The organism is Bradyrhizobium sp. (assembly GCF_035701725.1).
GTDB lineage: Bacteria > Pseudomonadota > Alphaproteobacteria > Rhizobiales > Xanthobacteraceae > Bradyrhizobium.
The window spans coordinates 1-13,782 of the sequence record NZ_DASSRP010000430.1; the positions used below are offsets into that span (position 1 = coordinate 1).

Annotated in this window: 9 protein-coding genes; 3 read left to right on the forward strand and 6 right to left on the reverse strand. The window is 63.8% G+C overall.

Annotation, left to right across the window (positions count from 1 at the left end; all coding sequences use genetic code 11):
- The 4 genes from VFL62_RS26565 to VFL62_RS26580 form a co-directional block, all read right to left on the reverse strand.
- A partial coding sequence (locus VFL62_RS26565) for a phosphomannomutase/phosphoglucomutase (protein WP_325175369.1) occupies positions 1-1,233 on the reverse strand: 1,233 nt, incomplete at its 3' end.
- A 222-nt stretch (positions 1,234-1,455) separates the two neighbouring features.
- Positions 1,456-1,974: a TIGR02281 family clan AA aspartic protease gene (locus VFL62_RS26570; protein ID WP_325175370.1), complete on the reverse strand. Its 519-nt coding sequence runs from the start codon at positions 1,972-1,974 to the stop codon at positions 1,456-1,458.
- Between the two features lie 172 nt (positions 1,975-2,146).
- On the reverse strand, positions 2,147-4,645 hold the full coding sequence (gene hrpB / locus VFL62_RS26575) for an ATP-dependent helicase HrpB (protein ID WP_414644852.1): 2,499 nt from the start codon (positions 4,643-4,645) through the stop codon (positions 2,147-2,149).
- Positions 4,646-4,840: 195 nt separating this feature from the next.
- Positions 4,841-6,160: a UDP-glucose/GDP-mannose dehydrogenase family protein gene (locus VFL62_RS26580; RefSeq protein ID WP_325175371.1), complete on the reverse strand. Its 1,320-nt coding sequence runs from the start codon at positions 6,158-6,160 to the stop codon at positions 4,841-4,843.
- 177 nt (positions 6,161-6,337) lie between these two features.
- Here VFL62_RS26580 and VFL62_RS26585 point away from each other — a divergent pair, with 177 nt between their 5' ends.
- Entirely contained in the window at positions 6,338-7,402 is a 1,065-nt protein-coding gene (locus VFL62_RS26585) for an acyltransferase family protein (protein ID WP_325175372.1), read from the forward strand.
- A 9-nt stretch (positions 7,403-7,411) separates the two neighbouring features.
- On the opposite strand, the gene VFL62_RS26590 is transcribed toward VFL62_RS26585, so the two are convergent.
- The gene (locus VFL62_RS26590) at positions 7,412-8,383 is read right to left on the reverse strand and encodes a quinone oxidoreductase (protein WP_325175373.1); all 972 of its coding nucleotides are present in this window, start codon (positions 8,381-8,383) and stop codon (positions 7,412-7,414) included.
- Positions 8,384-8,480: 97 nt separating this feature from the next.
- On the opposite strand from VFL62_RS26590, the gene VFL62_RS26595 reads away from it, so the two are divergent.
- Both VFL62_RS26595 and polA read left to right on the forward strand, forming a co-directional pair.
- Positions 8,481-9,332: a LysR family transcriptional regulator gene (locus VFL62_RS26595; protein ID WP_325175374.1), complete on the forward strand. Its 852-nt coding sequence runs from the start codon at positions 8,481-8,483 to the stop codon at positions 9,330-9,332.
- Positions 9,333-9,575: 243 nt separating this feature from the next.
- On the forward strand, positions 9,576-12,620 hold the full coding sequence (gene polA, locus VFL62_RS26600) for a DNA polymerase I (RefSeq protein ID WP_325175375.1): 3,045 nt from the start codon (positions 9,576-9,578) through the stop codon (positions 12,618-12,620).
- Between the two features lie 171 nt (positions 12,621-12,791).
- Here the strand turns inward: polA and VFL62_RS26605 are convergent.
- Positions 12,792-13,782, reverse strand: a 991-nt coding sequence (locus VFL62_RS26605; protein WP_325175376.1) for a phosphoenolpyruvate carboxykinase (ATP), incomplete at its 5' end; no start/stop codon positions are given.

Consider the following 13,782-nt stretch of genomic DNA (forward strand, 5'->3'; position numbering starts at 1 on the left):
ATCGACGACGCCATACTTGGTCTCGTCCGCGCAATGCGGTGACATGGTCGGCGACGACCAGGTCTTCGGCAGATCGTTCTTCAAATCGGCCATCGACTTCGACGGCGCGCGGTCGAGCATGTCGCAAACGGCAATCGCCGACACCAGCCCGTCGTCATAGCCGCGGCCGTAGGGTTTGTTGAAGAAGAAGTGGCCGGATTTTTCGAATCCCGCCAGCGCAGCCGTCTCGTGGGTGCGGCGCTTCATGTAGGAATGGCCGGTTTTCCAGTAATCGACCCTCGCGCCCTGTTTCTGCAGCACCGGATCCGTCACAAAGAGCCCGGTCGACTTCACGTCGACGACGAACTGCGCGTCCTTGTGGATCGCCGACATGTCGCGCGCCAGCATGACGCCGACCTTGTCGGCAAAGATCTCCTCACCGGTATTGTCGACGACGCCGCAGCGATCGCCGTCGCCGTCAAAGCCTAATCCAACATCGGCCTTGTGCTTCAGCACCGCATCGCGAATCGCGTGCAGCATTTCCATGTCTTCGGGATTGGGATTGTATTTCGGGAAGGTGTGGTCGAGCTCGGTGTCGAGCGGAATGACGTCGCAGCCGATCGCCTCCATCACCTGCGGCGCGAAGGCGCCCGCGGTGCCGTTGCCGCAGGCGACCACGGCTTTCAGCTTGCGCTTCAGCTTCGGCCGCTTGGTCAGATCGGCGATATAGCGCGCCGGAAAATTCTCATGGAATTGATAGGAGCCGCCCGCCTTGTTCTTGAACTCGGCGTTGAGCACGATCGCTTTCAACCGGCTCATTTCATCGGGGCCGAAGGTCAACGGCCGGTTGGCGCCCATCTTGACGCCGGTCCAGCCATTGTCGTTGTGTGAGGCGGTCACCATCGCGACGCAGGGCACGTCGAGCTCGAACTGCGCGAAATAGGCCATCGGCGTCATCGCAAGCCCGATATCGTGAACCTTGCAGCCTGCGGCCTGCAGGCCCGAGATCAGCGCGTATTTAATCGACGCCGAATAACCGCGGAAATCATGGCCGGTGACAACCTCTTGTTTGACGCCGAGTTCGGCAATCAACGCGCCCAGCCCCATGCCGAGCGCTTGCACGCCCATCAGGTTGATTTCCTTACCGAACAGCCAGCGCGCGTCGTATTCGCGAAAGCCGGTCGCCTTCACCATCGGCTCTGACTCATAGGCATAGGTGTTGGGAACCAGTACGGGCTTCGGTTTGGGAAACATGCGAACGACCTATGTCGGATACAAACGATGCAGCCGAAGCCATAGCGAATGCGCCGGCCTGATGGAAGGCGGGACAGCCGTCTTGTTATGATTAATTAGGGTGGATTTGCTCAGGAAGTTCTGGCGCGAATGCAGAGCCGCGAAGATCGACTCGATCACCCTCTCATTCCCAAAAAGTGAAAAAGCAGGCGGCGTGGGCGGCCGGGTCGGTCACCAGGGGCCTTACTGCTCCAGCACCATCTTGCCGTTGGCGTATTCGAACCGCTTCAGCTTCGACAGGAACGATAGTCCAAGCAGGTTCTCCGACAACGCCTCGTCCGGTAGCACCATCGCGTCGACGTCGCGCACGATCAGGCCGCCGACTTCGACCATGGCGAGTCGCGTCGGCGCGGCCTTCACGGTCCCGTTGGCGGTCGTCACCGTCGCCCGATAGTCGTTGCGCGACGGGCGCAGCCCGAACCGCGCCGCCGAGCTTTCGTTCAAGGCAATCACGGAAGCGCCGGTATCGACCATGAAGCCGATGCGCTGCCCGTCGATCCGCCCTTCGGTCGCAAAATGGCCGCGGCCGTCACGGGGAACGCTGAGGGTGCGAAGGCCGGGCTGGCCGGCCGTCTCGGGCGGTGCGGCCAAACGAATTGACGGCGTGGCGGAAGCGGGTGCCGGCGAGATCTTGTCGGCCATCTGCGCCATGAAGGTGCCAAGCCCGATCATGATCGCGGCAAAAATCATAATGTTACGCATCACGCCACCCGCACTCGAACTCGCACGATTTCCGATTTGAGCATGGCCGCCACAAAACCACGACCTTCGGCACTCCGCGCGGGGCGCAATTTTCGCGAAAAGGATGAGCGAAGGGTTAACGGATACACGACTGGCGGTGAGCGGAGGCTACGACGCCGTTTCACGCGTCCATTCAAGTGCCTTTGGGTTTCACCCGCCGCGTCGGCATCGCGCTTGCCGGATCTTCCGGCCAGGGATGGCGCGGATAACGGCCGCGCAGATCGGAGCGCACCGCCGCATAACTGCCGCGCCAGAAGCCCGGCAAGTCGCGCGTGACCTGCACCGGCCGGTGCGCCGGCGACAGCAATTCGAGCACCAGCGGGATCGCGCCTCTGGCAATGGCGGGATGGCTGGTCAGCCCAAACAGCTCCTGCAGACGAACGGCAATGGTCGGCCCTTGCTCGGCCTCGTAATCGATCGCAAGCTGCGTTCCCGTCGGCGCCTCGAAATGCGTCGGGGCCTCCTTGTCGAGCCGCGCGCGCAAAGACCACGGCAGCAGCGCCTGCAAGGCTTCCGACAAGTCAGCGGCCGAGAACGATTTCAACGAGGTCTTGTCGAGCAGTGCCGGCGCCAGCCACGTTTGGCGCTGGGCTTTCAGCGCATCGTCCGACAGATCCGGCCATGGATTATCCGGCGAAGCGCCTTCAGCGGCGCGCAAGTACATGACGCGGTCGCGCCACTGCTTGGTCGATTTCGACCACGGCAACTGATCGAGCCCCGCCGCAATCAGGCCATCGGCAAGGATGCGCGCGGTTTGCTCCGACGGTTCGATCGCCAGCGGCGCCTCCGACAGGGTGATCGCATGCAAGGATTTCCTGCGCCGCGACCGCAAGGCCATCGCACCGCGGTCGAAGGAAACCTCATCCGCAGTTTCGATCTGATCGGCAAACCGCGCTTCGATCTCACCTTGCGTGATCGGCGCGGCCAAGAGGATGCGGCCCTGCATGGCGGTGCCCGTGAGTTCGGCGACCGCGACATAAGGCGCGCGCGACAGTGCGGACGTTGGCTCGATAGCGGCGCCACGCCCATTGGCGAGGACGAAACTGCCATTGCCGCGGTTCTTCGCCACGCGATCGGGAAAAGCAAATGCCAGCATGACGCCGTTCGACGGCGGCTCCTCGCCCTCAGGCCGGGCTTTGTTGTCGACTGCTACTTGCGCCGCCCAGCGCCGGGCCTGACCGCGCGCGGCCTCGGCGCGCTGAGAGCGGTCGCGGCGAAACATCTCGAGCCGGACATCCAGATCAACATGATCACCACCGAGCCCGCGTTCGGTGAGAACCGTTGCGATCTCGGCGGCGGTGCGGCCCGCACCGAGCCGATGGGAATCCACGATCATCCGCGCCAACCGTGGCGGCAATGCCAGCGCGCGCAGGCTCTTGCCTTCGTCGGTGATGCGCCCGTCGGCATCGAGCGCGCCGAGTTCACGCAACAGTTCGCGCGCTTCCTTCAGGGCCGGCGCCGGCGGGGAATCGAGAAAGGCGAGGCTTGCCGGATCGCTGACGCCCCATTGTGCGAGATCGAGCAACAGGGACGACAGGTCCGCGCTCAGAATTTCCGGCTGCGTATAGGCCGCGAGCGAGGCGGTCTGCGGCTCGTCCCACAGCCGGTAGCAGATGCCGGGTTCGGTGCGCCCGGCGCGGCCGCGGCGCTGGTCCACCGCGGCCCGCGAGGCCCGCACCGTCTCGAGCCTCGTCAAGGCGATATCCGGCTCATAGCGCGGAATGCGCGCAAGACCTGAATCCACCACGATCCGCACCCCCTCGATGGTCAGCGAAGTCTCGGCAATCGAGGTCGCCAGCACGACCTTGCGATGGCCCCTGGGCGGCGGTGCGATCGCACGGTCCTGAACCGCGGCGTCGAGCGCGCCGAACAGCGGCACGATCTCGATCGAAGCGTCGTGGATGCGCTCGGTGAGAAGATTTTGCGTGCGACGAATTTCAGCCGCGCCCGGCAGGAAGGCCAGCACCGAACCGGGGTCAGCGCGCAGCGCGGTCGCAATCGCATCCGCCATCTGCCGCTCGACCGGCGCATCGGCCTTGCGGCCGAGATAACGCGTCTCGACCGGAAAGGCGCGGCCTTCGCTCGCCACCACCGGGGCGTCGCCGAGCAATTTTGCAACGCGTGCGCCGTCGAGCGTCGCCGACATCACGAGGATGCGCAGGTCCTCGCGCAGGCCGGTTTGCGCGTCGCGCGCCAGAGCGAGCCCAAGATCGGCATCGAGCGAGCGCTCGTGGAATTCGTCGAACAAAACCGCGGCGATGCCGTTCAGCTCGGGATCGTCGAGGATTTGCCGCGAAAAAATTCCTTCGGTGACGACTTCGATGCGGGTCGCGCGCGAGACTTTCGAACCGAAACGAACGCGGTAGCCGACGGTCTCGCCGACCTTTTCGCCGAGCGTATGCGCCATTCGCTCCGCACTGGCGCGCGCCGCGATCCGCCGCGGCTCCAGCACGATGATCTTCTTGTTGGCGGCCCAGGGCGCATCGAGCAGCGCGAGCGGCACGCGCGTGGTCTTGCCGGCGCCGGGCGGCGCGACCAGCACCGCGACATTGCGGGCGGCCAGCGTGCGCGCCAGCTCGTCCAGCACGGCGTCAATCGGAAGCGGGGTGTCGAAGCTGCGGGGCAATGTCATCGGCTCGCACGTTGAGAACCCTCTCCCCTTGCAAGAGAGGGTGGCGAAATCGAGCGAAGTGAGATTGAGCCGGGTGAGGGGTTCAGGTCTTCGAGAGAACCAACCCCTCACCCGGATCGCCGACGCTACGCGTCGCCAATCCACCCTCTCCCACAAGGGGAGAGGGAAAGAAAGAGCCAAAACCTAGGGACGCCCTCAGCCCTGCGCTTCGGGCGGCCGGCCGATGCTGTCGTAGATAAAACCGTGCGCCGCCATGTCCTCGGGGCGGTAAACGTTGCGCAGATCGACCACGACCGGATGGGCGAGTTCGCGCTTTAACCGCTCCAGATCGAGCCCGCGGTATTGCGCCCATTCGGTCACCACCACCAGCGCATCGGCCCCGCGGGCGCAAAGGTAGGGGTCGTCGCAGTATTCGATGTCGGGCAGTTCGCGCCGCGCCATCTCCATGCCGACCGGATCGTGCGCGCGCACCTTGGCGCCCATGTCGAGAAGTCCGGTCACCAGCGGTATAGAAGGCGCGTCGCGCATGTCGTCGGTGTCGGGCTTGAAGGTGAGACCGAGCACGGCGACTGTCTTGCCGCGCAGGTTGCCGCCGTACGCACTGGACACCTTGCGCGCCATCGCGCGCTTGCGGTTGTCGTTGACCGCGAGCACCGCCTCGACGATGCGCAAATGCACATCGTGATCGAGCGCGATCTTTACCAGCGCCTTGGTGTCCTTCGGGAAGCACGAGCCGCCGAAGCCTGGCCCCGCATGCAGGAACTTGGTTCCGATGCGGTTGTCGAGCCCGATGCCGCGCGCCACTTCCTGCACGTTGGCGCCGACCTTTTCGGACAGGTCCGCCATCTCGTTGATGAAGGTGATCTTGGTGGCGAGGAAAGCGTTGGCGGCGTATTTGATCATCTCCGCCGTGCGCCGCCCGGTGAACATCAGCGGACCCTGGTTCAGCGACAGCGGCCGATAGATATCGGCGAGTACCTTGCGCGCGCGCTCGTCCGAGGTGCCGATCACGATGCGGTCGGGAAATTTGAAATCGCGGATCGCCGCACCCTCGCGCAGGAATTCCGGATTGGAGGCGACGGCGACATCGGCCGCGGGATTGGTTTCACGAATGATCCGCTCGACCTCATCGCCGGTACCGACCGGCACCGTGGACTTGGTAATCACGACGGTGAAGCCCTTCACCGCGGCGGCAATCTCGCGCGAGGCCGCATAGACGTAGCTGAGGTCGGCATGGCCATCGCCGCGGCGGGACGGCGTGCCGACCGCGATGAACACCGCATCCGCCTCGGCGACCGGCCCGGTGAGATCGGTCGTGAATTTCAGCCGGCCAGCCTTGGTGTTGGTGGCGACGAGCACGTCGAGGCCGGGTTCAAAGATCGGGATCTCGCCACGCAGAAGGGCTGCGATCTTGCTTTCGTCCTTGTCGACGCAGGTGACTTGATGTCCGAAGTCCGCAAAGCAGGCGCCTGACACCAACCCCACATAGCCCGTGCCGATCATGGCGATATGCATCTGAAATCCTGTCGAAAATGGTTAACGGGAGTGATTCGTTCAGTCCGTCTTAGAGCATCCTGTCACAAACCAAAAACCGAACGGACACATGACAGTGGCATGTCAATTGCGTGAATAAAGGAGAATGAAACCGATACGGCCGATGATGCGCCAACGCCACCCCAAAAAGAGACAGCCATGACACCGAACGGCACATCTGCCGTTACCGTAACCAGCCAGATCGGCTCAGGCCGCGTCGACTGGGTCGATTACGCCAAGGGGATCTGCATCGTCATGGTGGTGATGATGCATTCGGTGCTGGGCGTGGAACTCGCTGCTGGCGCACCCGGCTTCATGCATCCGCTGGTCGCCTTCGCCAAGCCGTTCCGGATGCCGGATTTCTTCCTGATCTCCGGACTGTTTCTGCCGCTGGTGATTGACCGCGACTGGCGTACCTATCTCGACCGCAAGGTGGTGCACTTCGCTTACTTCTACGTGCTCTGGGTGACCATCCAGTTCGGCTTCAAGGCGCCCGCTTTTGCCGCCGAGTCGAGCTGGGCCCATGCCGGCTATCTCTATCTGGAATCCTTCATCGAGCCGTTCGGCACGCTTTGGTTCATCTACCTGCTGCCGGTGTTCTTCTTGGTCACGAAGGCGACCAGGCGCTTGCCGCCGCTCCTGATCTGGGGTCTCGCCGCCGTTCTGGAGATGATGCACATCTCGACCGGCTGGACGGCGATCGACGAATTCGCAGCGCGCTTTGTCTATTTCTACAGCGGCTATCTCCTTGCCGACCATGTGTTCGCGCTGTCCAACCGCGCACGGGCCAATCCCGGCCTTGCCCTCGCCGCGCTGGCGCTCTGGGCGCTCGTCAATGAAAGCCTGGTGCGGCTCGGCGTTAGCGAGTGGCCCTTGATCTCCCTGGTGCTTGGACTGGCCGGCGCCTGTGCCATCGTGACCATCGGCACGCTGATGGCGCAGATGCAATGGTTGAAATCCCTGCGCTTCTGCGGCGAACATTCGATCGTGATCTATCTTGCCTTCTTCCTGCCAATGGCGGCAACGCGGACGGTGCTGTTGCGCACAGGCCTGATCCCTGACGTGGGCGCGATATCGCTGATCGTCACGCTTTGCGGGTTGTTCGGCGCGCTCGCGATCTGGCAGATCGCCATCAAGATCGGAGCGAACTTCCTGTTTGAACGCCCCGAAGCGTTCTGGATCGCGCCGAAAAAGCGGAGCGCGGCGTTGCAGGCAGCCGAATAGCGCGACTCGCTACGGCTTGAGGTAGAGCGCCCCGGAGGAGCGGCCTGCTTCGAGATCGGCATGCGCGCGCGCCGCTTCACTGAAGGGATAGGATTGGCCGGAGACGTGGAGGATCCCGTCTTCGATACCGCCGAGCACCGCTTCCGCGGCCGAGCGGTAGGCAGCGACCTCGTTCATGTAAGCCATCACGCTCGGCCGTGCCAGCGACAGACTGCGCCGCGGCCCAAGATCGCTGACGTCTACGGGGGGAATCGGCCCGGCCGCCTGGCCAATGCTTGCCACCACGCCAAACGGCCGCACGCAACCGAACGTCTTGGCAAGCGTCGTGCCGCCGACGCCGTCATAGGCGACATCGACGCCGCGCTTTGCGGTGATATCGGCGACGGCCGCGGCAAAGTCCGCATCCCGTCCGACAATGACATGCTGGGCACCGGCTTGCCGCGCGATCGCGGCCTTGGCTTCCGAGCCGACGGTTCCGATCACGACCGCACCGCGATGGCTCGCCCAGCGCGTCAATAGCTGGCCGACCCCGCCGGCGGCGCTGTGGACCAGCAATGTCGTTCCCGATGCAACCGGATAAATGCGATCGAGCAACATGTGCGCGGTGATGCCCTTGACGAAGGACGACGCCACGACCTCGTCGGACAACGCGTCCCGCAGCTTGACGAGCCGCCAGGCCGGAAGGTTGCGCTCGACCGCGTAGGCGCCGACCGGCGCGCCCGCATAGGCGACACGGTCGCCGACGCCAACGGACGTGACATTGGCGCCGACCGCGGCAACTACACCGACACCTTCTACGCCGGGGATATTCGCCGGCGGCATCGGATAGAGGCCGGCGCGCTGGTAGATATCGACGAAATTGACGCCAATGGCGGTCTGGCGGATGCGGACCTCGTCGGCGCCGGGCGGCGGCAATTCGACCTCGGCGACTTCGAACTGCTCGACGCCGCCGGGTGATTTGACGCGAACGACCTTGGTCATCGGTTTTCCTTTCGATTTGACTGGATCAGGACTATGGCGCGCCGGCCGGATATGCGAAATTCCACGAATCTGCGTCTCAAATGTGAGAATTTGCACAATGGCCGATTGGGAAGACCTGCATCATTTCGTGACGCTGGCACGCGAAGGCACGTTGTCGGCGGCCGCACGCACGCTTGGCGTCGACCATGCGACGGTGGCGCGGCGGGTGGCGGCGCTGGAGCAATCAACCGGGCTCAAGCTGGTCGATCGACGCGCGCGCACGACCTCGCTGACCGAGGACGGCAAGCGGATCGCCGCGGTCGCAGCGCCGATGGAAGAGGCCGCATTCGCGGTCGGGCGCGCAGCCCAGGCCGCAAAGCCCGGCGTCGACGGCGAAGTGTCGATCAGCGCGCCGCCCAATTTTGCAAGCTCGGTGATCGCGCCGCAATTGACGCTGCTGCGGGCGCAGCATCCCGCTATCCGCATCAAGCTGATCGGCGAGAAGCGCCAGGCTTCGCTCGGCCGGCGCGAGGCCGACGTCGCGCTGCGGCTGATGCGTCCGGTCGAGGCCGGCTTGATGGTCCGTAAGATCGGCAGCTTCGGCTTCAGCCTTTATGGCGCGGCGAACTATCTGGAAAAGACGCCAGCGCATGCGCTGAGCTTTATCGGCTATGACGCCTCGATGGCCGATTCACCGCAGGAAATCTGGCTACGCACGATCGTCGGCGAGCGCGAGGTCGTGCTGCGCACCAACGATCTGGAAACCCAGGTCAGTGCCGCATGCGCCGGCCTCGGCGTCGCCGCGCTGCCCCATTATCTCGGTGACAGCGAGCCGCGCCTGCAACGCTACGCCGTGCCGCAGAAGCCGATCAGCCGCGAGGTCTGGCTGGCGGTCCACCGCGACCTGCGCCAGGTCCCGGCGGTGCGCGCCGTGATGGAATTCCTGGTGAGCTGCCTCAGACCGCAATAGCGCGATATCAAGCGAAAAATCCCGTGCGCGATGCGCAACAGCGGAGTGGATTTGACATTCGCTGCCCGTCTGGCCGCGAGTTCGAAAAGCGAATGTCAAATCCTAAACTCCACTGGAAACATATATTCCCTAGGGGTCCTTTGATTTTAACATTCGCAAAGTGCCCGCTGCGAAGGAATACGAATGTTAAAATCGGACCACTAGACGGGTGTCAATGAGGACAAAAATCCCTACATTGCCGTCATGCCAAAACCCGCCCCGAAAGCCGCCCCCAAGCCCGTCGCCGCCAAAGCCCTCGCCAAGGGCGACCATGTTTTTCTGGTCGACGGTTCCTCTTATATTTTTCGCGCCTATCACGCGTTGCCGCCGCTGAACCGCAAGTCGGACGGCTTGCAAGTCAACGCTGTGCTTGGCTTCTGCAACATGCTGTGGAAGCTCTTGCGTGACATGCCGCCGGACAACCGGCCGACGCATCTGGCGATCGTCTTTGACAAGTCCGAGGTGACCTTCCGCAACAAGATCTACCCAGACTACAAGGCGCATCGCCCGCCGGCGCCGGACGATCTCATCCCGCAATTCGCGCTGATCCGCGACGCGGTGCGCGCCTTCGACCTGCCCTGTCTGGAACAAATCGGCTTTGAGGCCGACGACCTGATTGCGACCTATGTGCGCGAGGCCTGCGAGCGCGGCGCCACCGCGACCATCGTCTCGTCGGACAAGGACCTGATGCAGCTCGTGACCGACTGCGTCACGATGTATGACACCATGAAGGACCGCCGCATCGGCATAGCCGAGGTGATCGAGAAATTCGGCGTGCCGCCTGAGAAGGTGGTCGAGGTTCAGGCGCTGGCCGGTGACTCCACCGACAATGTGCCGGGCGTGCCCGGCATCGGGATCAAGACCGCGGCGCAACTGATCACCGAATATGGCGACCTCGAAGGGCTGCTCAAGCGCGCCGGCGAGATCAAGCAGCCGAAGCGGCGCGAAGCCTTGATCGAGAACGCCGAAAAGGCGCGCATTTCGCGTCAACTGGTGCTGCTCGACGACAAGGTGAAGCTTGAAGTTCCGCTCGACGAGCTCGCGGTGCACGAGCCCGACGCGCGCAAGCTGATCGCCTTCCTCAAGGCGATGGAATTCTCCACCCTGACCCGTCGGGTCGCCGAGTATTCGCAGATCGATCCCGCCGACGTGCAAGCCGATAGCGGCAAGGCCAGCGTGTTTGCCCCGCTGCCGCTCGCCGAGAAGGTCGACGAGTCCGGTAACGTGCCCGGCGGCCAGGCGGGCGATTTGTTCGCGGGCGAGAGGCCGCCATCTTCAAAGACAGGCGCGAGTGCACCGGCAAGGCCAGGCGATCGAAGCGACAAGGGCTCGAGCCTCAAAGGCACGCCGCAGGCGCTGGCGGCAGCCCGCGCCGACGAAGCGCGCAGCACCCGCATCGATCGCAAGAAATATCGGACGCTTCGCTCGATGGCCGAGTTGAAAGCCTGGGTGGCGCAGGCGCGCGACGCCGGCCAATTCGCATTCGAGGCCAAGGCGGCGTCGGAAGACCCGATGCGAGCGGAGATCTGTGGCATTGCGCTGGCGCTTGCCCCCAATGACGCCGCCTACGTTCCGCTCGGCCACAAGCAGGCCGGTGATGGCTCTGGGCTTTTCGCCGCCGGCCTGGCGCCGGATCAGATCAAGGACAGCGACGCGCTGGCTGCGTTGAAGCCGCTGTTGGAATCGCCAGGCATTCTCAAGATCGGGTTCAACATCAAGTTCGGCGCGGTGATGCTGGCGCAGGCCGGCATCACGCTCCGCAATACCGACGATGCGCAGCTGATGAGCTATGCGCTCGATGCCGGCCGCAATTCGCATGGGCTCGATCAGCTCGCGCAGGCCTGGCTTGGTCACACCACGATCGGTTATGGCGAATTGACCGGCAGCGGCAAGAACAAGCTGTCATTCGATCAGGTCGCAATCGACAAGGCGGCCGAATTTTCTGCTGAGGATGCCGACGTCATCTTCCGGCTCTGGCGGCTGTTCAAGCCGCGCCTCGTCGCCGAGCATATGAACACGGTCTATGAAACGCTGGAACGCCCGCTGGTTGCGGTGCTGGCGCGGATGGAACGGCGCGGTATCTCGATCGATCGGCAGGTGCTCTCGCGCCTGTCGGGCGAGTTCGCCCAGACCGCGGCGCGTGTCGAGGCCGAAATTCAGGAGATTGCCGGCGAGCCGGTCAATGTCGGCAGCCCGAAGCAGATCGGCGACATTCTGTTCGGCAAGATGGGTATTCCCGGCGGCACCAAGACCAAGACCGGCGCCTGGTCCACCTCCGCCCAGATCCTCGACGAACTCGCCGAGCAAGGCCACGCGTTTCCAAAAAAGATCCTGGAATGGCGGCAGGTCTCGAAGCTGAAATCGACCTACACCGATGCGCTGCCGACCTATGTGCATCCCGACACCCATCGCGTGCACACGACCTACGCGCTGGCGGCAACCACCACGGGACGGCTGTCTTCGAACGAGCCGAACCTGCAAAACATTCCGGTGCGCACCGAGGACGGCCGAAAGATCCGCCGCGCCTTCATCGCGTCCCCCGGCCACAAGCTGGTGTCGGCGGACTATTCGCAGATCGAGCTGCGGCTATTGTCAGAGATCGCCGATATTCCCGTGCTGAAGCAGGCATTCCGGGACGGGCTCGACATTCACGCAATGACGGCGTCGGAGATGTTCGGCGTTCCCGTCAAGGACATGCCGACCGAGATCCGGCGCCGCGCCAAGGCAATCAACTTCGGCATCATCTATGGCATCTCGGCATTCGGCCTGGCCAACCAGCTCGGCATCGCCCGCGAGGAAGCCTCCGCCTACATCAAGAAGTATTTCGAACGTTTTCCGGGCATCCGCGCCTATATGGACGCCACGCGCGACTTCTGCCGCGCGCACGGCTATGTCGAGACGCTGTTCGGCCGCAAATGCCACTACCCCGACATCAAGGCCTCGAATGCCTCGGTCCGCGCCTTCAACGAACGCGCCGCAATCAATGCGCGGCTTCAGGGCACCGCCGCCGACATCATTCGCCGCGCGATGATCAAGATGGAAGAGGCGCTCGCCGAGAAGAAGCTGTCAGCGCAAATGCTGCTACAGGTACATGACGAATTGATTTTCGAGGTGCCCGACGGCGAAGTCGCCGCGACGCTGCCGGTGGTCCAGAAAGTGATGGAAGACGCGCCATTCCCGGCGGTGATCATGTCGCTGCCGCTGCACGTCGATGCCCGCGCCGCCGACAACTGGGACGAGGCGCACTAGGTTCGACGAGAACGCTATGCGCCATTGCGAGGAGCCCGCGACAAAATTGCGAAGCAATTTTGCGCTGGAGCGACGAAGCAATCCAGACTCCTTTGCTGGATCGCGTAGCCTGTCATCGGGCGCGCATTCGCGCGACCCGTTGGCATTCGCTCGCGATGACGAAGCCTTGGCCTACTCCGCCGCGAGCTTCGCTTCGGGGGCGGCGGCGCGAACGTCCGCATCGACCTTGGCTTCGAACTTGGCGAAGTTCTTCTGGAACATCGCAACCAGCGCGCGGGCAGTCTTGTCGAACTCGGCCTTGTCCTTCCAGGTATTCACGGGATCGAGAATTTCGCTCGGCACGCCCGGCAGCGCTGTCGGCACCGCAAAGCCGAAATACTTGTCGGTGCGGAATTCGACGTTGCGCAAGGAGCCGTCGAGCGCGGCAGTGAGCAGTGCGCGCGTGACCTTGATCGGCATTCGCGAGCCGGTGCCGAACTTGCCGCCGGTCCAACCGGTATTGACCAGCCAGCAATCGACATTGTGGCCGGCAATCAGTTCACGCAGCATGTTGCCGTAAACCGACGGATCGAGCGGCAGGAACGGCGAGCCGAAACAGGTCGAGAATTCCGGCTGCGGCTCGGAGCCCAAGCCGCGCTCGGTACCCGCCACCTTGGCGGTGTAGCCGGAGAGGAAGTGATACATCGCCTGTGCGGGCGAAAGTTTCGCGATCGGCGGCAGCACGCCGAAAGCATCGGCGGCGAGCATCACGACGTTCTTCGGATGCGGCGCACGGCCGCTGCGCGAAGCGTTGGGGATGAAATCGAGCGGATAGGCAGAGCGCGTGTTCTCGGTCTTGGACCCGTCGTCGAAATCGACCTCGCGGGTGTCCTCGTCGAGCACGCAGTTCTCGAGCACCGCGCCGAACCGTTTGCTGGCGGCGTAAATCTCGGGCTCGGCCTCCTTCGACAGCTTGATGCACTTGGCGTAGCAGCCGCCTTCGAAGTTGAAGATCCCGTCAGGCCCCCAACCGTGCTCGTCATCGCCGATCAGCGTGCGCTTGGGATCTGCCGACAGCGTGGTCTTGCCGGTGCCGGACAGGCCGAAGAAGATTGCGGCGTCGCCGTTCGGACCGACATTGGCCGAGCAGTGCATCGGCATCACGCCCTTTTCCGGCAGGTAA

Coding starts and splice junctions, on each gene's coding strand:
- VFL62_RS26570 (WP_325175370.1), bottom strand. CDS start 1,974: ATGCGTAACATTATGATTTTTGCCGCGATCATGATCGGGCTTGGCACC.
- hrpB (WP_414644852.1), bottom strand. CDS start 4,645: ATGACATTGCCCCGCAGCTTCGACACCCCGCTTCCGATTGACGCCGTG.
- VFL62_RS26580 (WP_325175371.1), bottom strand. CDS start 6,160: ATGCATATCGCCATGATCGGCACGGGCTATGTGGGGTTGGTGTCAGGC.
- VFL62_RS26585 (WP_325175372.1), top strand. CDS start 6,338: ATGACACCGAACGGCACATCTGCCGTTACCGTAACCAGCCAGATCGGC.
- VFL62_RS26590 (WP_325175373.1), bottom strand. CDS start 8,383: ATGACCAAGGTCGTTCGCGTCAAATCACCCGGCGGCGTCGAGCAGTTC.
- VFL62_RS26595 (WP_325175374.1), top strand. CDS start 8,481: ATGGCCGATTGGGAAGACCTGCATCATTTCGTGACGCTGGCACGCGAA.
- polA (WP_325175375.1), top strand. CDS start 9,576: ATGCCAAAACCCGCCCCGAAAGCCGCCCCCAAGCCCGTCGCCGCCAAA.